The sequence below is a fragment of the Pseudomonas sp. SDO52101_S400 genome, from assembly GCF_054071635.1.
The window spans coordinates 16844-35197 of the sequence record NZ_JBSVWF010000009.1 but is presented as its reverse complement, the minus strand read 5'-3'; the positions used below and the strand labels follow the sequence as shown (position 1 = coordinate 35197).

At 58.7% G+C, this 18354-nt stretch carries 18 protein-coding genes; 16 read left to right on the top strand and 2 right to left on the bottom strand.

Annotation, left to right across the window (positions count from 1 at the left end):
• Positions 1-4 precede the first annotated feature (4 nt).
• Together ACW9HX_RS06620 and tssI are read right to left on the bottom strand one after the other, a co-directional pair.
• Positions 5-673 carry a DUF2931 family protein gene (locus ACW9HX_RS06620; RefSeq protein WP_457379954.1) on the bottom strand — a complete coding sequence of 223 codons (669 nt, stop codon included), beginning with the start codon at positions 671-673 and terminating at the stop codon, positions 5-7.
• A complete protein-coding gene (tssI, locus tag ACW9HX_RS06615) occupies positions 666-4025 on the bottom strand; it encodes a type VI secretion system tip protein TssI/VgrG (protein ID WP_457379953.1) in 3360 nt (1119 codons plus the stop codon). The genes ACW9HX_RS06620 and tssI overlap by 8 nt, the downstream gene beginning before the upstream one ends.
• Positions 4026-4743: 718 nt before the next feature.
• On the opposite strand from tssI, the gene tssA reads away from it, so the two are divergent.
• The 16 genes from tssA (at position 4744) to tssH (ending at position 18345) form a co-directional block, all read left to right on the top strand.
• Complete coding sequence (gene tssA, locus ACW9HX_RS06610; protein WP_457379952.1) at positions 4744-6306, top strand: type VI secretion system protein TssA; 1563 nt, start codon at positions 4744-4746, stop codon at positions 6304-6306.
• Positions 6307-6338: 32 nt separating this feature from the next.
• The gene (gene tssB, locus ACW9HX_RS06605; RefSeq protein WP_003229587.1) at positions 6339-6842 is read left to right on the top strand and encodes a type VI secretion system contractile sheath small subunit; all 504 of its coding nucleotides are present in this window, start codon (positions 6339-6341) and stop codon (positions 6840-6842) included.
• A gap of 28 nt (positions 6843-6870) precedes the next feature.
• Complete coding sequence (gene tssC / locus ACW9HX_RS06600) at positions 6871-8346, top strand: type VI secretion system contractile sheath large subunit (protein WP_085708829.1); 1476 nt, start codon at positions 6871-6873, stop codon at positions 8344-8346.
• Between the two features lie 9 nt (positions 8347-8355).
• Complete coding sequence (gene tssE, locus ACW9HX_RS06595; RefSeq protein WP_102688426.1) at positions 8356-8763, top strand: type VI secretion system baseplate subunit TssE; 408 nt, start codon at positions 8356-8358, stop codon at positions 8761-8763.
• A gap of 11 nt (positions 8764-8774) precedes the next feature.
• On the top strand, positions 8775-9287 hold the full coding sequence (locus ACW9HX_RS06590; protein WP_457379951.1) for a PAAR domain-containing protein: 513 nt from the start codon (positions 8775-8777) through the stop codon (positions 9285-9287).
• Positions 9284-10090, top strand: coding sequence for a hypothetical protein (locus tag ACW9HX_RS06585; protein WP_457379950.1), 807 nt, complete (start codon positions 9284-9286; stop codon positions 10088-10090). Before ACW9HX_RS06590 ends, ACW9HX_RS06585 begins: the two co-directional genes overlap by 4 nt.
• A gap of 4 nt (positions 10091-10094) precedes the next feature.
• Positions 10095-10295, top strand: coding sequence for a hypothetical protein (locus ACW9HX_RS06580; protein ID WP_096817204.1), 201 nt, complete (start codon positions 10095-10097; stop codon positions 10293-10295).
• Positions 10296-10365: 70 nt separating this feature from the next.
• Positions 10366-10791, top strand: a complete 426-nt coding sequence (locus ACW9HX_RS06575; RefSeq protein ID WP_102620675.1) for a hypothetical protein — start codon at positions 10366-10368, stop codon at positions 10789-10791.
• On the top strand, positions 10788-10964 hold the full coding sequence (locus ACW9HX_RS06570; protein WP_457379949.1) for a hypothetical protein: 177 nt from the start codon (positions 10788-10790) through the stop codon (positions 10962-10964). The genes ACW9HX_RS06575 and ACW9HX_RS06570 overlap by 4 nt, the downstream gene beginning before the upstream one ends.
• Before the next feature lie 16 nt (positions 10965-10980).
• Positions 10981-11739 carry a hypothetical protein gene (locus ACW9HX_RS06565; RefSeq protein ID WP_457379948.1) on the top strand — a complete coding sequence of 253 codons (759 nt, stop codon included), beginning with the start codon at positions 10981-10983 and terminating at the stop codon, positions 11737-11739.
• Positions 11740-11800: 61 nt separating this feature from the next.
• A complete protein-coding gene (locus ACW9HX_RS06560) occupies positions 11801-12187 on the top strand; it encodes a hypothetical protein (RefSeq protein ID WP_457379947.1) in 387 nt (128 codons plus the stop codon).
• Positions 12184-12576 (top strand): hypothetical protein, encoded by a 393-nt coding sequence (locus ACW9HX_RS06555; RefSeq protein ID WP_457379946.1) that lies wholly within the window; start codon positions 12184-12186, stop codon positions 12574-12576. Before ACW9HX_RS06560 ends, ACW9HX_RS06555 begins: the two co-directional genes overlap by 4 nt.
• The gene (locus ACW9HX_RS06550; protein ID WP_096817211.1) at positions 12573-12794 is read left to right on the top strand and encodes a hypothetical protein; all 222 of its coding nucleotides are present in this window, start codon (positions 12573-12575) and stop codon (positions 12792-12794) included. Before ACW9HX_RS06555 ends, ACW9HX_RS06550 begins: the two co-directional genes overlap by 4 nt.
• A 123-nt stretch (positions 12795-12917) precedes the next feature.
• Complete coding sequence (gene tssF / locus ACW9HX_RS06545) at positions 12918-14705, top strand: type VI secretion system baseplate subunit TssF (RefSeq protein ID WP_096817214.1); 1788 nt, start codon at positions 12918-12920, stop codon at positions 14703-14705.
• The gene (tssG, locus tag ACW9HX_RS06540) at positions 14669-15676 is read left to right on the top strand and encodes a type VI secretion system baseplate subunit TssG (RefSeq protein WP_457379945.1); all 1008 of its coding nucleotides are present in this window, start codon (positions 14669-14671) and stop codon (positions 15674-15676) included. Before tssF ends, tssG begins: the two co-directional genes overlap by 37 nt.
• An 11-nt stretch (positions 15677-15687) precedes the next feature.
• Positions 15688-18345, top strand: a complete 2658-nt coding sequence (gene tssH / locus ACW9HX_RS06535; RefSeq protein WP_457379944.1) for a type VI secretion system ATPase TssH — start codon at positions 15688-15690, stop codon at positions 18343-18345.
• Positions 18346-18354: the final 9 nt, after the last annotated feature.

Sequence of the window (18354 nt, the reverse complement as noted above, 5' to 3'; positions counted from 1 at the left end):
CTCCTTACCAGCTTCCGAAGGGGATGCCGTATTTTTCGATGTAGGTTTTGGATGCGTCTTTGAGAGGTCGATGTTTACCTCGGGATTTACCGTCATAGGGACCTTTGGGATTGATAGTTCCTTCGACTCGGGTAATTTCGACTGGCTTCAAGCACGGCCCCCTCAGCCACACCTTGGCAATTCCCCCGGGCGCCAAGCCAATAGTTACGCGGTCGCGGTAATCCGTGATCCATTTGCCATCCAGTCTGCAGTACGCCTTTTCCGGTTTGTGCATGATTTCCCGCGCAAATTCGGGAATCACAATGTAGGCCTCATAAGTTTGAGGCTCTGCCAATGATTGCCATCGCACATAGATCAAGCGGGGAAGATCGGCACCGGTGACGTCACGTCCGCCGCCACTACCGGGGCTTTCAGGCCAGCCTGCGGGCTTTCCCTTGTTTTCGGCGGGGGTGTTCACCGAGGCAATCCCGGCTCCGGCACGTTTGAACACGCGTTCACGGATATCCACCACGTCCGCTGTTTCAATCCAGACCTCCATGTAGGCGGGTGCTCCAAAGCCAAGATACCAGGGCCGTTTGGTGATCGGCTGTGCGTGGCTTTGACTGCAAAGCACCAACAGCAATCCGAAGACGAAACCCGTGTTTTTTTTGATGGACCGAATGAAATTATTCATGGGGGTGCACCACTCGTTGTTTGTTTTTTGTCGGGCGGTTTATGAAAACAATGCTCATGTCGCTGTTGTTGAAATCTTTGGCTGCGTTCCAGTGCGCAGATAGGTGGATATAGCGACTGCGTAACAAAGCCCGTTCTTTGATGGTCAGTCCCTCAACGGATGAATTTCCAAGCGCATAAGCCTCAAGCTTGGTGTGGATCGGGATCAGTTCCTCAGGCAGCGAAAGTTTTGAATCGTTTTTGTCAATCGCTTCAAATGGCACACCATGTCTGACCCCCAGCTCACGCATGATGCGTAGATACACCAGCGACAACTCACCATGTACCGGGCGTTCAATCATGGCCGCTGCATAAACCCGCTTCTGGGGATCCGGTGTGGATCTGCCTCTCTCCAGTGGCTGAATGACAGGGTGCTCCCAGAGTGCAATCCGCAGTTGATTGCCTGGGGCGTCATCTTCGATGACGCCTTTCGTATACCAGGCAAACGCCTCCTTTTCGGCAGCGACATAGGCTGCGCTACGGGTCGCTTCATTGCTTTGGCTGATGGTGCTGGTGACCGGGCTGCTCAACAGAAGTTTCTCCCTGGCTCTGGGCAGATAACCACCTCCCAGATCCGAGTGGGCGCCGGGTAAAACCAGATCAATCTCACCCAGGCTGTTAAGTGCAAAGTTTTCGCGATATTCATCACGCGCCACCAGGTGCACCACTTTGCTGGCGCAACCCTCCGGCAGCTTCAAGTCCAGCCCGGGATTTCTGCTGTTGGCGCCTGTGAAGTCGAGCAACCATGGATTGGCGATTGCCGCGACAGTATCAAACAGACCAATGAAATTGATGCCGATACTGGATTGTGAATTCCAGTCAAAGCTACTGGCTAAAGACGGAGAGCCCGCTGGCAGCGCCTTTGCGAGAATGCTGCGCTTGCCTTTGAGCACCTCGTTTGCGAAGTGCCGTGCAGCGGCGGCGCCTCGACTGAAGCCGAAAATATCGAACTCGATTCGTTCTATCAGTGCGTTGGGGTTGCTATCAATCAGTGATCGAATTTGCTCCATGATTTTTTCAGGGCTCTGCTCCACGCGAGCCAGGACCCCCGTTTCGCCTCGGCCTGTTGCCTGTGCGTAAAGTGAATCGCCTCCGTCAGCTGTCGTACCAATGCCTTCGATGTATACGCGCAAGGAGGCCTGTTTCTTGTTCTCCGCTAATACCTCGAAGGCGTGGTCTGTATACAGCTCATGCAACCGCACAATGTTGCTCACATCATTTCCATAACTGTTATCCGGCGAGTTGCCATTTCCGTCATAGCCATAAGTGGCGCAGTGCTTCTGAATCTCTTCGGCTGCCTCAGCCAGATTGGCATCTGGCGCATAGCAAGCCGCGACCGTTTCGCTGTTGGCCTTGTTGTTCCCCGTCCCATCGAAAAACACGCCAATCCGCAACGTAATCCCGGCAGGTTTTTCATCCTCCAACTCGACTTCTTCTTCCTCTTCTTCGAGTTCGCTGTTCTCCGGAGCTTGAGTAGAGGCAGCCGCCTGTCCAGCGGCCAGGGCCGTCGCCATTTCGGCCGCTGGAAGTTCAGTTGCTTCACCTGCGGATAACTTTCCACCCGTCACAATCTCGGTACTGCTGAAGATCCCGCCCTCGTCGATCACGATGTGATGACCGCCTGCCTTCAGCGTGATGCTGGCGCCCGCATCCAGCACCATGCTGGCACCGGCCTTGATCTGCACTTGCTGTCCCGCCTCGACGGCAATGACCTTTCCGGCAGATGTCTGGCTGCTGCCCTGGATGGTTTCCCATCGATCCCGCCCAACCTCCAGCCGACTGTCATGGAGAATCTGCCGCTCCATATCGCGCTGGGCACGCAGATAAACCAGTTCCCGCCCGGCACGGTCTTCAAGGGTCAGTTCGTTGTAGCCGCCGGTGTCGGGTGAGCTGCGACTGCGCAGCACGGTTCGGGTCTTGTGTTCGGGCAGCTTGTAAGGCGCAGGCGTGAGTTTGTTGACCACGCAACCGGTGATCAGCGGCTGGTCGGGGTTGCCCTCCAGAAAGGTCACCACCACTTCCATCCCGACACGGGGGAGGGTGACGGCACCGAAGCCGTTTCCGGCCCAGCTCGACGACACTCTTACCCAGCAACTGCTTCGTTCGCTGTTGAGCCCGGCTCGGTCCCAAGGGAATTCGATCTTTACGCGACCGAATTCATCGCAGTAAATCTCTTCACCTTTTGGCCCGGTCACCCGCGCGGTCTGGCTCACCAACGGTGGCCGGCGCGCAGGCAAGGGAGGGCGGAATACCACTTCGGCAGGAATGGCGCGGAAGCTGTTGCGGTAACCCTGAGTAAAGCCGTCTGCAGAGGAGGTTTCGTGTGTGGCGTGTTCCTCCAGCACTTGAGGTTGTCTCCCGGTGTGTGTGACGCCAAGCAGCTGCCAAAGGCTGTTGCATTGCTTGCGGGTGTGTTCGGTCAGTTCAAACAGGTGGCCACAGCGCAGGGTCGGCTGGTTGCTCTGGCCTTCGGCCGTTTCATAATCGGCGCGATGGCGTTCCAGGGCCTGACGGGCAAGTTGTTTGCCGCGCTTTTCGTTCTCTATTGGCAACGGGTAGCGATAGTCTTCGAGCCGCGGTGTGAACCCGGCGCTGAAGCGGCTTTCCAGCAAGAGATGCGGGCGTTTCAGGTCGTAATCGCGGCGTGTGACATGACTTGAGCGCGATCGGGCGTGCAATGAAAACCGGCTGACCACGGGGTGCTCGGCCACCATCCCACAGTCTTGCCGATAGGGAGTCGCACGCAGAGTCGGCAGGAACACCGTGTCATCGGTGAACACCAGCAGATGCCCCTCGGCCGAGTGTTGGTGATGCCATGCTATGCCGTCTTCGGCGCACAACCGCTGGATGAACTCGAAATCGGTTTCACCGTACTGGGTGCAATACGCGCGTGGTGGCAGCGTCTGGACATGAAAAATAAACGCATCGGCGAGCATGCCGTGCCGTTTGAGCACTTGCGTGATGATCTGCGGGACAGTCTGGTTCTGGAAAATCCGTTGATCCTGACTGAACTGCAAATAGTGAAGGTCCGGAACCAGTGTCAGGCCATAGTGCGACAGGCGCTTTTCCGACTCGCCGGCCTGCACTTCCTCGATGCGCCCGTGAATGCCTTCGCCATCCAGCCCTAATCGCAGGAACGCCGGCTGCCCCAGCAAACTTTCCACGTCGAAGTCAGGGACCTCGCTGACGAGTTCAACCTTGATGGCATAAAGCGTGCTGACGGCCTCTGAGCCTTCGAAAGCCAACACCTTGAAGTCGTTGCGAACGGCGGGGATCTGCAATGTAAAGCACGCAGAACTGACAGCTCCAGACATACGCTTGTCCTTAAGCAGAGAGGGAATTCTGGCGTGATGTCGAAACCCTCCCTGGTCAGCGCACGCGAACATTGCCCGGCACGCTAACAAGGCATGAAACAAATTTATGTAAGAAGAGTCCCTGGTTTAAGTCGGAGCATTCCGTGTTGTAAAACAACCTCATGGTTGTAGGAAATGCCTGTGGGCAAGTGATTCACAGCGATAAAAGAAACCGCGCGATAATCCTGTCTATGCAGGTAATCCAACAATATTCAACATATGAATTGCCATCAATTTGATGGCACTTTTATTGTCCGCAGTTGTCGTCAGTCATTTGTTAATAGATGAGGGTGCATTTTAGGAAGCGTCCTACTTCAATTTTTTTCCGGGTTTGTCATGCTTTCATCCGTATTTATGGAACGGGCGTGCTAGCAATGTCGATGGTTTTCACAGGGCGCTCTAGATCAATGCTTTGGGGATTTTTGGCCGAAAATGTGAAATATAAAGCGATATCAGGGAATCCCCTGTCACATATAGGGCGATCTCCTACACACCCCAATGAACAGTTCGTCTTGTTGTTTAATCAGATGCTTGCTAGTGGCCATCATTGTGATTACGATGCGCGCACTTGAAAGAGCACACACTCAATTGGATGAGTCTTCTCACTGCTCTTCGATACTGTCCCCGCGCCGCTGCAACTCCAATGGGCGCACGACTGTAATCCAAATAAAGGCCATGGATGTCCTACTCAAGCAAACTTTCCGCCCATTACCTTGAACTCGCTAAAGTCTCTGTTTCCAAAGAGAATTTCGCGGGCGAAGACGTTCGTTTCTCGAGCGAATTCGAGGCGCTGGAAAGCGAGCTGGCCAAAGCCTCGTCGATGCACGAAAGCGGGCAGATCGACTGGCTGAAAATCCGCGAAAACAGCGAAAACCTGCTGCGTACCCAATCCAAGGATTTGCGTGTCGGCGCCTGGCTGACCTGGTCGCTGTACCAGCGTGAATCCTTCCCCGGGCTGCTTGCCGGCCTCGGTTTGTTGCACCACTTGTCGGAAAATAACTGGGCTGAAGTTCACCCGCTCAAACCTCGCACCCGGGCCGCCGCCATCGGCTGGCTGGTGCCGCGTCTGGAGCAGGTGATCACCGAGAACATCGCGATCAAGGAACAGCTGCCGATGTTCCGGCAGTTGTCAGAGCACCTGTCCGGTCTCGACGCGGCCTGTACCGAGCATCTGGGCGATGATGCACCGCTGCTGCTGCCGCTCTCCCGTCGCCTGAAAACCATGATCCAGCGCGCCGCCGACAACCAGCCGGCACCCGGCGTTGTGGGCGCGGCGGTGGCGCAGGTCAAGCAGGCTGCCAGCCAGTTGCTCGCGCCCGGCGCGCCGATCGACAACGAGAAAGAAGCTCACAAGGCCCTGCGCGCCCAGCAGGAAAGCGCCCGTCCGTTGTGCGCCTGGTGGCTCAAGCAGAAGGCCACTGACCTGCGCGCCCTGCGCCTCAACCGCACCTTGCTGTGGATGACGATCGACGCGGTGCCCGAGCGCAATGCCGAGCAGATCACCGTGCTGCGCGGGTTACCGGTCGACAAGCTCAAGCAGTATCAGGACCGTTTCGACCAGGGCAAATACGCCGACCTGCTGGTGGAACTGGAGGCGAGCCTGGCAAAGGCGCCGTTCTGGTTCGATGGCCAGAGGATGGTCTGGGAATGCCTCCAGAATCTCAATGCCGAGCTGGCCATGCGCGAAGTGGAAATCCACTTCGCGCTTTTGATTCAGCGCCTGCCCGGCATCATCGAGTTGCGTTTCCATGACGGCGCGCCGTTCGCCGATCCGTCCACCCGGGCGTGGATCGCCGGCAACGTCATGCCGCACCTGCAAAGCGCCAGCGCGCCGCGCAAGGTCGAAAACGAGAACGTCGAGACCCAGCCGGCCTGGGAAAAGGCGCTGGAAGAAGTCCAGCCGATCCTGCGCAAGGAAGGTCTCAAGCCTGCCGTGCAGATCCTCAAACAGGGTCTGCAATCGGCTCACGGCGGCCGCGAGCGCTTCTTCTGGCAGTTCGCACTCGCGCGGTTGTGCTTCCTGGCCAAGAAATACGAACTCGCCAAGAACCAGCTCGAAACCCTCGATCAGACATTACAGGACTCAGGCCTGCACGCCTGGGAGCCCGATCTTGCATTGGAAGTGCTGCACCTGCTGCACAGTTGCTGCGAGTTGTTACCGCAGAACCATGCCGTACGTGAACGCAAGGAAGAGATTTATCGCAGGCTGTGCCACCTCGATCTCGAAGTGGTACTCGAATAGGCCCCAGGGCCACAACCGCAAGGAGAAAAGCCATGGCCAAAGAAGGCTCGGTAGCCCCCAAGGAACGCATCAACGTCACCTTCAAACCCGCCACCGGCGGTGCTCAGGAAGAGATTGAACTGCCGCTGAAGCTGCTGGCAATCGGTGACTACACCCACCGCAAGGACGATCGCAAGATCGAGGATCGCAAGCCGATCAGCATCGACAAGATGACCTTCGACGAAGTGCTGGCCAAGCAAGAGCTGGGTCTGACGCTGAGCGTGCCGAACCGTCTGCAGGAAGATGGCGAGGCCGACGAGCTGGCTGTGCAACTGCGCGTCAACTCCATGAAGGACTTCAACCCGGCCAGCCTGGTCGAGCAAGTGCCTGAGCTGAAAAAACTGATGGAACTGCGCGACGCGCTGGTGGCCCTCAAAGGCCCGCTGGGTAACGCGCCTGCGTTCCGTAAAGCCATCGAAGGCGTGCTCGCCGACGATGAATCCCGCGGTCGCGTACTCGGTGAGCTGGGCCTGAACGCCGCAGCCCCGGACGCTTGAGACTCCAGCAGCCAAGGAAGCCAACACAATGAGCACTAGCGCAGCACAACAGAACGCCGCCGAAAACGGCGAGTACAGCATCCTCGACAGCATCATCGCCGAAACCCGCCTGACGCCGGACGACGAAGCCTACGACATCGCCAAGCGCGGTGTGTCGGCGTTCATCGAAGAGCTGCTCAAGCCGCAGAACAACGGTGAGCCGGTCAAAAAAGCCATGGTTGACCGCATGATCGCCGAGATCGATGCCAAGCTCAGCCGTCAGATGGACGAAATCCTGCACCACCCGGACTTCCAGGCGCTGGAATCGTCGTGGCGTGGCCTGCAACTGCTGGTCGACCGCACCAACTTCCGCGAAAACATCAAGATCGAAATCCTCAACGTCTCCAAGGACGACCTGCTGGACGACTTCGAAGATTCGCCGGAAGTGATGCAGTCGGGCCTGTACAAGCACATCTACACCGCTGAATACGGCCAGTTCGGTGGTCAGCCGGTTGGCGCGATCATCGCCAACTACTACCTGTCCCCAAGCTCGCCGGACGTGAAACTGATGCAGTACGTGGCCAGCGTATCCTGCATGTCCCACGCGCCGTTCATCGCCGCTGCCGGCCCGAAATTCTTCGGCCTGGAAAGCTTCACCGGTCTGCCGGACCTGAAGGATCTGAAAGATCACTTCGAAGGCCCGCAATTCACCAAATGGCAGAGCTTCCGTACCTCGGAAGACTCCCGCTACGTTGGCCTGACTGTTCCGCGTTTCCTGCTGCGTAACCCGTACGATCCGGAAGAGAACCCGGTCAAATCGTTCGTGTACAAGGAAAACGTTGCCAACAGCCACGAGCACTACCTGTGGGGTAACACCGCTTACGCGTTCGGCACCAAGCTGACCGACAGCTTCGCCAAATTCCGCTGGTGCCCGAACATCATCGGCCCACAGAGCGGCGGCGCCGTTGAAGACCTGCCTCTGCACCACTTCGAAAGCATGGGCGAAATCGAAACCAAGATTCCTACCGAGGTTCTGGTTTCCGACCGTCGTGAATACGAACTGGCCGAGGAAGGCTTCATCTCCCTGACCATGCGTAAAGGCTCCGACAACGCGGCGTTCTTCTCCGCCAGCTCGGTGCAGAAGCCGAAGTTCTTCGGCATCAGCGCAGAAGGCAAGGCAGCAGAGCTGAACTACAAGCTCGGCACCCAACTGCCGTACATGATGATCGTCAACCGCCTGGCTCACTACCTGAAAGTGCTGCAGCGCGAGCAACTCGGTTCGTGGAAAGAGCGTACCGACCTCGAGCTGGAACTGAACAAGTGGATCCGCCAGTACGTGGCCGACCAGGAAAACCCGAGCGCCGAAGTACGTGGCCGTCGTCCGCTGCGCGCTGCGCAAGTGATCGTCAGCGACGTTGAAGGCGAGCCGGGCTGGTACCGCGTCAGCCTGAACGTGCGCCCGCACTTCAAGTACATGGGTGCCGATTTCACCCTGTCGCTGGTTGGCAAGCTGGACAAAGAGTAAGAGCGACTCATGGACGGATACGGCAGCCTTTTCGAACGCCTCAACGGCGACGCGGAACTACGCAAGGGCAAGAGCCTCGAGGCTTCTGCCATGGCGTCGGTGGCTGCCCATCTGGCCAAAATGCTCAGCACCCGGGCCGGCAGCGTGCAAACGCTGTCCGACTACGGGTTGCCCGATCTCAATGACATGCGCCTGAGCCTGCACGACTCCCTGAGTCAGGCCCGCCTGGCCATCGAAAGCTTCATCGAAGCCTACGAGCCGCGTCTGAGCAACGTGCGTGTCATTTCCCTGCCGCGAGACCACGACCAGCTCCGCCTGGCCTTCAGCATCGAAGGCCTGCTGGAAGTCGAGGGCTTCAAGCGTCAGGTCAGTTTCGCCGCGCGCCTGGATGGCAGCGGTCAAGTGAAGGTCACCTAAGGAGAACCCCGATGTCTGGCAAACCTGCAGCACGCGTATCCGACCCCACCGCTTGCCCGCTCCCCGGCCACGGCACCAACCCGATCGCCGCCGGTTCCGGCGACGTGTTCTTCGACGGCCTCGCGGCCGCCCGCGAAGGCGATGCCTCCGCGTGTGGTGGTGCGATGATCGGCGGCTTGGCCACGACGGTGAAAATCAACGGCAAGTCTGCTGTCACTGTTGATTCCGTGGGCTCCCACGGCAACAAGGTTACGGATGGGTCTTCGACGGTGATTATCGGGAATTCACATTCGCCCGCGCCGTTTGTTCCGCCGTTGCCTCTGATGCTGTTCTCTCACACACAACATGTAGTGATGAAAGATCAGGACGGCAATCCGTTGCAAGGCATCCCTTACTGCATCCGAAACGCCAAAGGCGAAGTCATTACGGGTAGAACCGATGCAATGGGTAGAAGCCAACTGGTCGGTGGTAAAGAAGGTGAAAGTTTTGATTTTCACCCGGCAGTCAAGGAGCTCGAAAAGTGAGTGCTGAAGTACTTTCGATGTTGACCATGAGGTCGGTGGCGCTCACTCCGAAAGCCGAACAGGCAGGCAAGGAAGTTGTTCTCAAGGTTTTTTGGGCAACCACTGAGCATTGGGATGAAACATACATCGCCAACTACCATAAAGAAGTACCTGCAATCGTTGAACGGCTAATGAGTTCCCAATATAAGAACTCGGCCGGAGAGACGAAAAATAATGAATTCACCTGTGAAGACTTTGCGATCAGGGTGTTGTCGGAGTTTGCGCAGAAGTACGGACTTCCCGTTAAATTGACAACGGGTGTCAGAACATACCGGAATATGGAGAATTACAATCCAGGTCAGCATTCCGATTACACCTCCGATCAGTATGGTTTCGCTGAGATGGTGATGAAGACCTATGGCGCTCGCGACATGCAGAAAGTCGATGTCAACACCGTTGTAGTCGCGTCTCCGACAGAGCTGATGTCAGGCGATATCCTGGCTCAGGCAAAAGACAAAGATAAGGGTATCGCTCACCACATTCAGCTAGCCCTTGAAGTGGCTGATGACAGGATTGATATCCGTCAGGGCAACGCCGATTTGCCCATCGTTCGACCATTCACCTGGATTGTGACCGCCCTCGGGATGAATATGGCTGACCCTCAGAGCATCCTGTATGCAGGTGTTCCCGTTCAAAAAGGGTACTTTGAAAAGACTGGGGAATCCTGGACCTACCATAATCCAGGTACGGGAGCCGTGAAGGAAAATTATCTTTCCATCTTTGAACTTTATCGTTGGAATTTTCTCGAGTTCAATAAGGAGTAAAGAGATGGAAAGGTATTTCCTTGATTTAATCGATGATAACTATTTTGGCGATCTCGCCCTTGTTTGTTTTGTTGTTGGTTTACTGGGGCTGTTTCCGAAGTTTCGCAACAACAGGATTCATCAAGTGCTGAATTTCCTGTGTGTGATGGCTATTCCGCTGATGTTTGCCATCGGGGTCTATTACATGATGAGTTCAGGGGTGTGACCTTGGCGTCGGTGGCGGGTCGTTCGGCGGGGAGACTGTCGCTGTTTTTTTCTGGGAACATGAAACCGGAATGAACACCTACGTCCGCGTTGCCATGTGCCTGGCTTTCCACGTCGCAGGATGCGTTGCGTACACGTTCCTGAACGACGCTGTGGTCGATGCCTATAAAGCCTTCAATGGCGGCTTTACCACGCGTGGCGTGGGCATCGGTATCGCGCATTACACGTTCATTTATATTTTTTTCGGGGTGAATGCACTGGCCGCCGTTCTCCCCAGCCTGTGGGGCAAACTCGCTTTGCTCGCGCTGATGGTTGCCTGGATTTTGTTCATGATGGTGCCCCATAACCCCTTGCGTGCGCTGTTCTACACCGTGGCCCAAGGTGGCGTCACGTTGCTGGCGATTCTGCTCACGCAGGTCATTGAGCTGCGTTGGGAAAACCGCCTGCTGACGGGGCGGACGTTGCCTGCCCGTCCTTCGCAGGAGGTGGTCGCATGACCCGCTCAGGCCGCCTCGCACTGATGTGGCTGCAGCGCCTCCTCATGGTGATGGGCGCGCTCGCCTGCGTGGCGCTCGGGGTGATTGTCAGCTACATGGATTTCTCCAAAGCGCAGCAGCGTGTGCTGAGCGAACACCCGAACGCGCAATGGCGCGGGGAGGCGTATGAATAGCCGTCGAGTCATCGGGTTGGCCGTGCATGCGCTGGTCTGCGTGATTTATATCGTCCTGAATGGCTATGCCGTGCCCGCCTACAAACAGCTGGTCGGTGGGCTGACCTCGCGTGGCGTTGCCATTGGCATGGCGATGTACCTGATTTTCTACTTTTTCGTTTCTCTGAATCTGATTCTGGTCTTCATTCAGCGCCAGGCCATTGCGTTTGGCCTGGTGATTTTCATGATGCTGACGATCCTGTTTTACCTGCTGCCGCAGTATCCCATGCGGGGTTTGGCGTACTGCGCACTTACGGGTGGTTTGACGGTTGGCGCGATCCTGCTGACCAGCGCCATAAATTCGGTGTACACCCGCTGGCGCCGGCAGACTGGGGCGCAACCGCTGACGATTCATCCGCGTCGAGCGACATCGCGAATGCTGTTGGTGACCGCGCTGGCCGGTGTGTGCATTTGTACTGTTTTGCTTGGGTTGAAGATTTTCGGTGGTGTAACGGCAGAGCCCATCACCCGGCACTCGAACGATTCGGGCGAGTGCTATCTCGTAACCTACGCGCCTGGCTATCACAAGCTGGGATTGATCGGGAGTGTGTTCGAGTTGTTCGCCAGTGAGTACTTTTTCCGCGTGTACACCGCTGACGGCACGCTGCTGGAATCGTCCGAATGGAATTTTCGGGTGACTGAAGTTTTTGTTGAGCCTCCGGATTTCAGAGGCGCGACGGTGCTGTATCCAGGTACGCAGGGTTATGAAGACTGGTGGGTGCCGGAATGCGCCTGATCGCCAAAAACAACCAGTGCACAGGCTTCGACAAGCGCGATGTGCGTACATGGTGCACGCCATGATGCCTTGGCCGCGCGTATGGAAATGGCTCAACCACCTGCTGAGCCTGATCGGAGCATTGGCAATCATCGCGGTCGTGATGGTCGCGAGCAAATTGAGCTGGAGTCACTCGAAAAAACCGGTATTGCCCGGTCATCCCGACGCGGTTTGGCGTGGTGCCGAGGATGGTGGCGACTTCATCGAAATTACCCGGTCGAGTCCACCGGACTACTTCATTGAGGTGCGCTCAGAGGGCGGCAGTCTCGTCAAGGAAGGCTGGGTGCGCTTCGCCACTCACGATGGCAAACCGTTGACGATGAATCGGGTCAGCGCTTTCGACGGTGAATACCTCTTCGTTGATTCGTACGTGCCGGTCACGACGAGCAAGGGAGGGCGTGTTCAGTGAAATTCAGCGCCTGCATGACATCGCTGTCGGCGGTTGGCCTGTTGTTCGGGGGCTGCACGACGCAGCTGGTTTATATAAACGACATTTACCTCGTCAACACCTGTGGCGTACCGCTTGAAGTGCAACCGCAGCATTCGACCAACTGGTTGCCGCCGATCACGCCGCGTCTGGTTGCACCGGGCGAGCGAGTCAGTGTTGCCAGCTACAAGTCCTACGGTGAAGACGTCGAAGAGCAGATCAGCGGTCGCTATTCGCTCACGATGAAAGGGCCGGAGCGTGAGCGCCTTGTCAGCGCAGATGAAATGCGCCACGCCTTGCTCGGTGCCAAACGCGAGCGCGATGGACTGCAACGCAACTGGATTCTCAAGGATGGAGTGTTTTGCCCATGATCGCGGTATCCGACGAGATGCGCATGTATCTGATGTTCATCGCCGACAGCAATCTGTTCGGCGGCATCGCGATCTTGAGTTTCATGTTGATCGTCACGGCGATCAGCAAACGTCTGCGCCAGTCATGGTTGCATCGAGCACTGACGTTCATGGTTCTGGTTTCGCTGGTCACAATCGAAATCGCCGGCGGTTACTACTCATCGGTGCCTCCCGCATGAATACATCGATGACGCTGCCTGCTCGTGCCGTACCTCCTGATCGGCGGCTATTTCTGTGCCGGCGTGACTGTCGCGCTCTACAGGATATTTTTTTGATGAGTAACACTACCAGGCAGGTAACCCGTGTCCTTTAACCACTACTACCAAAGCGAACTCACCGCACTGCGCCAACTGGGCCGCCGTTTCGCCGAGCGTAGTCCGGCGTTGGCGCCGTTCCTGGGGCAGGCCGGGCGGGATCCGGATGTGGAGCGGTTGCTGGAAGGCTTTGCGTTTCTGACCGGGCGGTTGCGCCAGAAGCTCGATGACGAGTTGCCGGAGCTCAGCCATTCGCTGATGCAGTTGCTGTGGCCGAACTACATGCGTCCGCTGCCGGCGTTCAGCATTCTGCAGTTCGATCCGCTCAAGCGTTCCGGGCCGGCGTTGAAGGTCGAGCGTGATACGCCGATTGAAAGCGTGCCGATCGAAGACGTGCGCTGCCGCTTCCGCACCTGCTACCCGACCGAAGTCATGGCGCTGGATCTGGCCGCGCTGAACTACTCGGTGAAGGGCGATGGCTCGTTGCTCAGCCTGCGTCTGGAGATGAGTGCCGACGGCCACCTCGGCGAGCTGGAGCTGAGCAAGCTGCGCCTGCACTTTGCCGGCGAGCGCTACATCAGCCAGATGCTCTACCTGAGCCTGCTGCGCAACCTCGACGGCATCGAACTGATCCCCCTCGACGGCGCCGGCAAGCCTATCGATGGCGTGAGCGGCAAGCCGATGGCGTTCAAGATTCCGGGCGACCGGGTCAAGCCGGTGGGTTTTGCCGAAGAAGAAGCGTTGATCCCGTATCCGCTGAACACCTTCCGCGGCTATCGCTACCTGCAGGAATACTTCGCCTTCCAGGACAAGTTCCTGTTCGTCGATGTCCACGGTCTGGACATTCTCAAGGCGCTGCCGGAAGACACCCTCAAGCAGATGCGCGGCCTGGAGTTGCGCTTCGACATCCGCAAGAGCGGCATCATGCGCATGCGTCCGACCCTGGATAACGTGAAGCTGTTCTGCACGCCGATCGTCAACCTGTTCAAGCACGACGCGCTGCCGATCCGCCTCGACGGCAAACAGGACGAATACCTGCTGCTGCCGGCGGAATTCGATCTGGAAAACTGCGGCGTGTTCTCGGTGGAAACCGTGACTGGCTGGAAGCCCGGCGGCCTCGGTTATCAGGAGTACGTGCCGTTCGAATCCTTCGAGCACGATCCGAGCTTCGACGTGCCCAACAGCCGTCCGCATTACAGCATTCGCCAGCGCTCGTCGCTGCTGCACGACGGCCTCGACACCTACCTGAGCTTCGGCATCCGCCACACCGAAGCCCACGAAACCCTGTCGATCGAGCTGGTCTGCACCAACCAGAACCTGCCGCGCAAACTCAAGCTCGGGCAGATCTGCATGGCCTGCGAAGAGACGCCGGAGTTCCTGAGTTTCCGCAACATCACCCCGGCCACTTCCAGTTTCGCGCCGCCGCTGAACCGTGACTTCCTGTGGAAGCTGATCAGCAACATGTCGCTCAACTATCTGTCGCTGGCCGACGTCAATGCATTGAAGGTGATTCTCGAAACCTACGACCTGCCGCGCTACTACGACCAGCACGCGGAAAAGGTCAGCAAACGCCTGCTCGGCGGTCTGAAACTGATCAAGCATCACCACGTCGACCGGTTGCACCGTGGTCTGCCGGTGCGCGGTCTGCGCACCGAACTGACCATCGATCCGGAAGGGTATATCGGTGAGGGCGACCTGTTCGTCTTCGCCTCGGTTCTCAACGAGTTTTTCGCGCTTTACGCCAGTCTCAATTCATTCCACGAGCTGCGAGTAAAAAGCACACAGGGAGAGGTGTACCAATGGACACCACGTATGGGCCTGCAGCCCCTGCTTTAAGCGGGCTGACGAAGGTAATACGCGAGTACTCGCTGTTTCAGGCCGTGCTGCTGGTCATCGACCGGCTGCGCGAGGCGCACCCGTACCTGAGCGAAGACGACCTGTACGACCAGCTGGAATTCCAGGCCAACCCGAGCCTCGGATTTCCCCGCAGCGATGTCGATCGCGTGGAGTTTTTCGAAGAGCACGGGCAGATGCGCGCGCGGCTGCGGTTCAACCTGATCGGACTGGTCGGTTCCGGCTCGCCGCTGCCGGCGTTCTATGGCGAGCAAGCCCTGGGCGACAGCGAAGACGGCAACCCGACGCGCAACTTCCTCGACTTGTTCCACCATCGCCTGCAACGGCTGATGCTGCCGATCTGGCGCAAGTATCGCTATCGCGCCAGCTTCCAGAGCGGCGCGGTCGACCCGTTCTCGTCGCAGCTGTTCGCCCTGATCGGCCTCGGCGGCGACGAGATCCGCAAGGCCAAGGAGCTGAACTGGAAACGCCTGCTGCCGTACCTCGGCCTGCTCAGCCTGCGGGCGCACTCGGCGGCGCTGATCGAAGCGGTGCTGCGTTACTACTTCAAGCACGAAGACCTGGTCATCGAGCAGTGCATCGAGCGCCGCGTGGAAATCCTCGAAGAACAGCGCAACCGCCTCGGCTTCGCCAACAGCGTGCTGGGCGAAGACCTGGTGCTGGGCGAACACGTGCGCGACCGCAGCGGCAAGTTCCGCATTCACATCACCGAACTCGACTGGGAACGCTTCCACGAATTCCTGCCCATCGGTTTCGGTTACCAGCCGCTCTGCGCGCTGGTGCGGTTCACCTTGCGTGACCCGCTCGATTACGACATTCGCCTGGTGCTGCGCCCGGAAGAAATCCGCGAACTGCGCATTGGCGAGAAGAACGACTGTCGCCTGGGGTGGACCAGTTGGCTGGGCTGCGAAAAAGCAGACGGCGTGGTGACCCTCGGCAGCAAAATTCATTAAGGACGTGAGCCATGATCAACGTAGACCTGCAACAACTCATCCAGGCGCTGGACGCCGAAACCCGTCGCGATCTGGAGCGTTCGGCCGAGCGCTGCGTCGCCCGTGGCGGCAGCAAGATTCTGGTTGAAGACCTGATGCTGGGCTTGCTGGAGCGCCCGAACGGTCTGCTCTCACGCGCACTGCAAGATGCCGACGTGGACGCTGGCGAACTGAGCGCCGCGCTGCAATCGCGGGTCGAGCACAGCGCTTCGCGCAACCCGGTGTTCGCTCCGGAACTGGTGCAGTGGCTGCAAGACGCGCTGCTGGTGGCCAACCTTGAACTGGGCCAGACCTCGGTCGAAGACGCGGCCCTGATCCTCGCGCTGCTGCGCAACCCGATGCGTTACGCCGGCAGCCGCTACCAGCCGTTGCTCGCCAAGTTGAACATCGATCGCCTGAAGGAATTTGCCCTGTCGCAACAGCCTCAGGCTGCGGCCAACGGCAAACCCGCCGCCCAGGGCGAATCGTTGCTGGAGCGCTTCACTCACAACCTGACCCAACAGGCCCGCGACGGCAAACTCGACCCGGTGCTGTGCCGCGATGGCGCGATCCGCCAGATGGTCGACATCCTCGCCCGTCGCCGCAAGAACAACCCGATCGTGGTCGGTGAGGCCGGTGTCGGTAAAACCGCCATCGTCGAAGGCCTGGCCTCGCGCATCGCCGCCGGTGAAGTGCCGCAAGTGCTCAAAGGCGTCGAGCTGCTGTCGCTGGACATGGGTCTGTTGCAGGCCGGCGCCAGCGTCAAAGGTGAATTCGAACGTCGTCTGAAAGGCGTGATCGACGAGGTCAAAGCCTCGCCGAAGCCGATCATCCTGTTCATCGACGAAGCCCACACCCTGATCGGCGCGGGTGGCAATGCCGGCGGCTCCGACGCGGCCAACCTGCTGAAGCCGGCGCTGGCCCGTGGCGAACTGCGCACCATCGCCGCGACTACCTGGGCCGAGTACAAGAAATATTTCGAGAAAGACCCGGCCCTGGCCCGTCGTTTCCAGCCGGTTCAACTGCACGAGCCGACCGTGAACGAAGCCGTGACCATTCTGCGTGGTCTGGCTCAGGTCTACGAGAAGAGCCACGGCATCTACCTGCGCGATGACGCGGTGGTTTCGGCAGCGGAACTGTCCGCCCGTTACCTGGCAGGTCGCCAACTGCCGGACAAGGCGGTCGACGTCCTCGACACCGCGTGCGCCCGCGTTCGCATCAGCCTCGCCGCTGCGCCGGAAAGTCTGGAGCGCTTGCGTGGCGAACTGGCTGAAGGTGGCCGTCAGCGTCAGGCCCTGCGCCGCGATGCCGAAGCCGGTCTGTTGATCGATCACGAAGCGCTGGAGGCACTGGAAGCGCGTCTGGACGAAGCCGAAGACGAAATGGTCGCACTGGAAACCCAGTGGACCGAGCAGAAACAACTGGCCGAGCGCCTGCTGGAACTGCGTCAGCAACTGGCCAAGGCCCGTGAAGCGGCGGCGGTCGAGCCGACAGTGACTGTTGAGGAAGACGCCGAAGGCACCGTGATCGAAACCCACGCCGCCGACGTCGACGAAGCCCTCAGCGTCGAAGCGCTGGAAGCGCAACTCAACGAAACCCACAGCGCCCTGACCGCCGCTCAGGTCAAGGAGCGTCTGGTCAGCTTCGAAGTCTGCCCGCGTCTGGTGGCCGAAGTGATCAGCGCCTGGACCGGCGTGCCGCTGGCGCAACTGGCCCGCGAACACAACGCCAAGGTCGCGAGCTTCGCCACCGACCTGCGCACTCGCATCCGTGGTCAGGAACAAGCCGTCCACGCACTGGATCGCTCGATGCGCGCCACCGCTGCCGGTCTGAACAAGCCTGACGCACCGGTCGGCGTGTTCCTGCTCGTCGGCCCGAGCGGCGTCGGCAAGACCGAAACCGCACTGGCGCTCGCCGACCTGCTGTACGGCGGCGACCGTTTCATCACCACCATCAACATGTCCGAGTTCCAGGAGAAGCACACCGTTTCCCGCCTGATCGGTGCACCGCCAGGCTACGTCGGTTACGGCGAGGGCGGCATGCTCACCGAAGCCGTGCGCCAGAAGCCGTATTCGGTGGTGTTGCTCGATGAAGTCGAGAAGGCCGACCCGGACGTGCTCAACCTGTTCTACCAAATCTTCGACAAAGGCGTGGCCAACGACGGCGAGGGTCGTGAGATCGACTTCCGCAACACGTTGATCCTGATGACCTCGAACCTGGGCAGCGACAAGATCAGCGACCTCTGCGAAGACGGCGCACGCCCGACCGCCGAAGTGCTGGAAGAAACCATTCGCCCGGTGCTCAGCAAACACTTCAAACCGGCGCTGCTGGCGCGGATGAAAGTGGTGCCGTACTACCCGGTCGGCGGCCCGGTCCTGCGCGAGCTGATCGAGATCAAACTCGGTCGTCTGGGCGAGCGCCTGAACCGTCGTCAGCTGGATTTCAGCTGGTGCCAGAACCTCGTCGATCACCTGTCCGAGCGCTGCACCCAGAGCGAAAGCGGTGCGCGTTTGATCGACCACTTGCTCGATCAGCACGTGCTGCCGCTGGTAGCCGACCGCTTGCTCGACGCCATGGCCACCGGTGAAAGCCTCAAGCGCGTGCATGCGACGCTCGACGGCGAAGCCAGCGTGACTTGCGAGTTCGCCTGAGGTGAGTGT

Excerpts from the sequence above, each read along its gene's own strand:
- ACW9HX_RS06620 (WP_457379954.1), bottom strand. The coding sequence starts at position 673 with ATGAATAATTTCATTCGGTCCATCAAAAAAAACACGGGTTTCGTCTTC.
- tssI (WP_457379953.1), bottom strand. The coding sequence starts at position 4,025 with ATGTCTGGAGCTGTCAGTTCTGCGTGCTTTACATTGCAGATCCCCGCC.
- tssA (WP_457379952.1), top strand. The coding sequence starts at position 4,744 with ATGTCCTACTCAAGCAAACTTTCCGCCCATTACCTTGAACTCGCTAAA.
- tssB (WP_003229587.1), top strand. The coding sequence starts at position 6,339 with ATGGCCAAAGAAGGCTCGGTAGCCCCCAAGGAACGCATCAACGTCACC.
- tssC (WP_085708829.1), top strand. The coding sequence starts at position 6,871 with ATGAGCACTAGCGCAGCACAACAGAACGCCGCCGAAAACGGCGAGTAC.
- tssE (WP_102688426.1), top strand. The coding sequence starts at position 8,356 with ATGGACGGATACGGCAGCCTTTTCGAACGCCTCAACGGCGACGCGGAA.
- ACW9HX_RS06590 (WP_457379951.1), top strand. The coding sequence starts at position 8,775 with ATGTCTGGCAAACCTGCAGCACGCGTATCCGACCCCACCGCTTGCCCG.
- ACW9HX_RS06580 (WP_096817204.1), top strand. The coding sequence starts at position 10,095 with ATGGAAAGGTATTTCCTTGATTTAATCGATGATAACTATTTTGGCGAT.
- ACW9HX_RS06575 (WP_102620675.1), top strand. The coding sequence starts at position 10,366 with ATGAACACCTACGTCCGCGTTGCCATGTGCCTGGCTTTCCACGTCGCA.
- ACW9HX_RS06570 (WP_457379949.1), top strand. The coding sequence starts at position 10,788 with ATGACCCGCTCAGGCCGCCTCGCACTGATGTGGCTGCAGCGCCTCCTC.
- ACW9HX_RS06560 (WP_457379947.1), top strand. The coding sequence starts at position 11,801 with ATGATGCCTTGGCCGCGCGTATGGAAATGGCTCAACCACCTGCTGAGC.
- ACW9HX_RS06550 (WP_096817211.1), top strand. The coding sequence starts at position 12,573 with ATGATCGCGGTATCCGACGAGATGCGCATGTATCTGATGTTCATCGCC.
- tssG (WP_457379945.1), top strand. The coding sequence starts at position 14,669 with ATGGACACCACGTATGGGCCTGCAGCCCCTGCTTTAAGCGGGCTGACG.
- tssH (WP_457379944.1), top strand. The coding sequence starts at position 15,688 with ATGATCAACGTAGACCTGCAACAACTCATCCAGGCGCTGGACGCCGAA.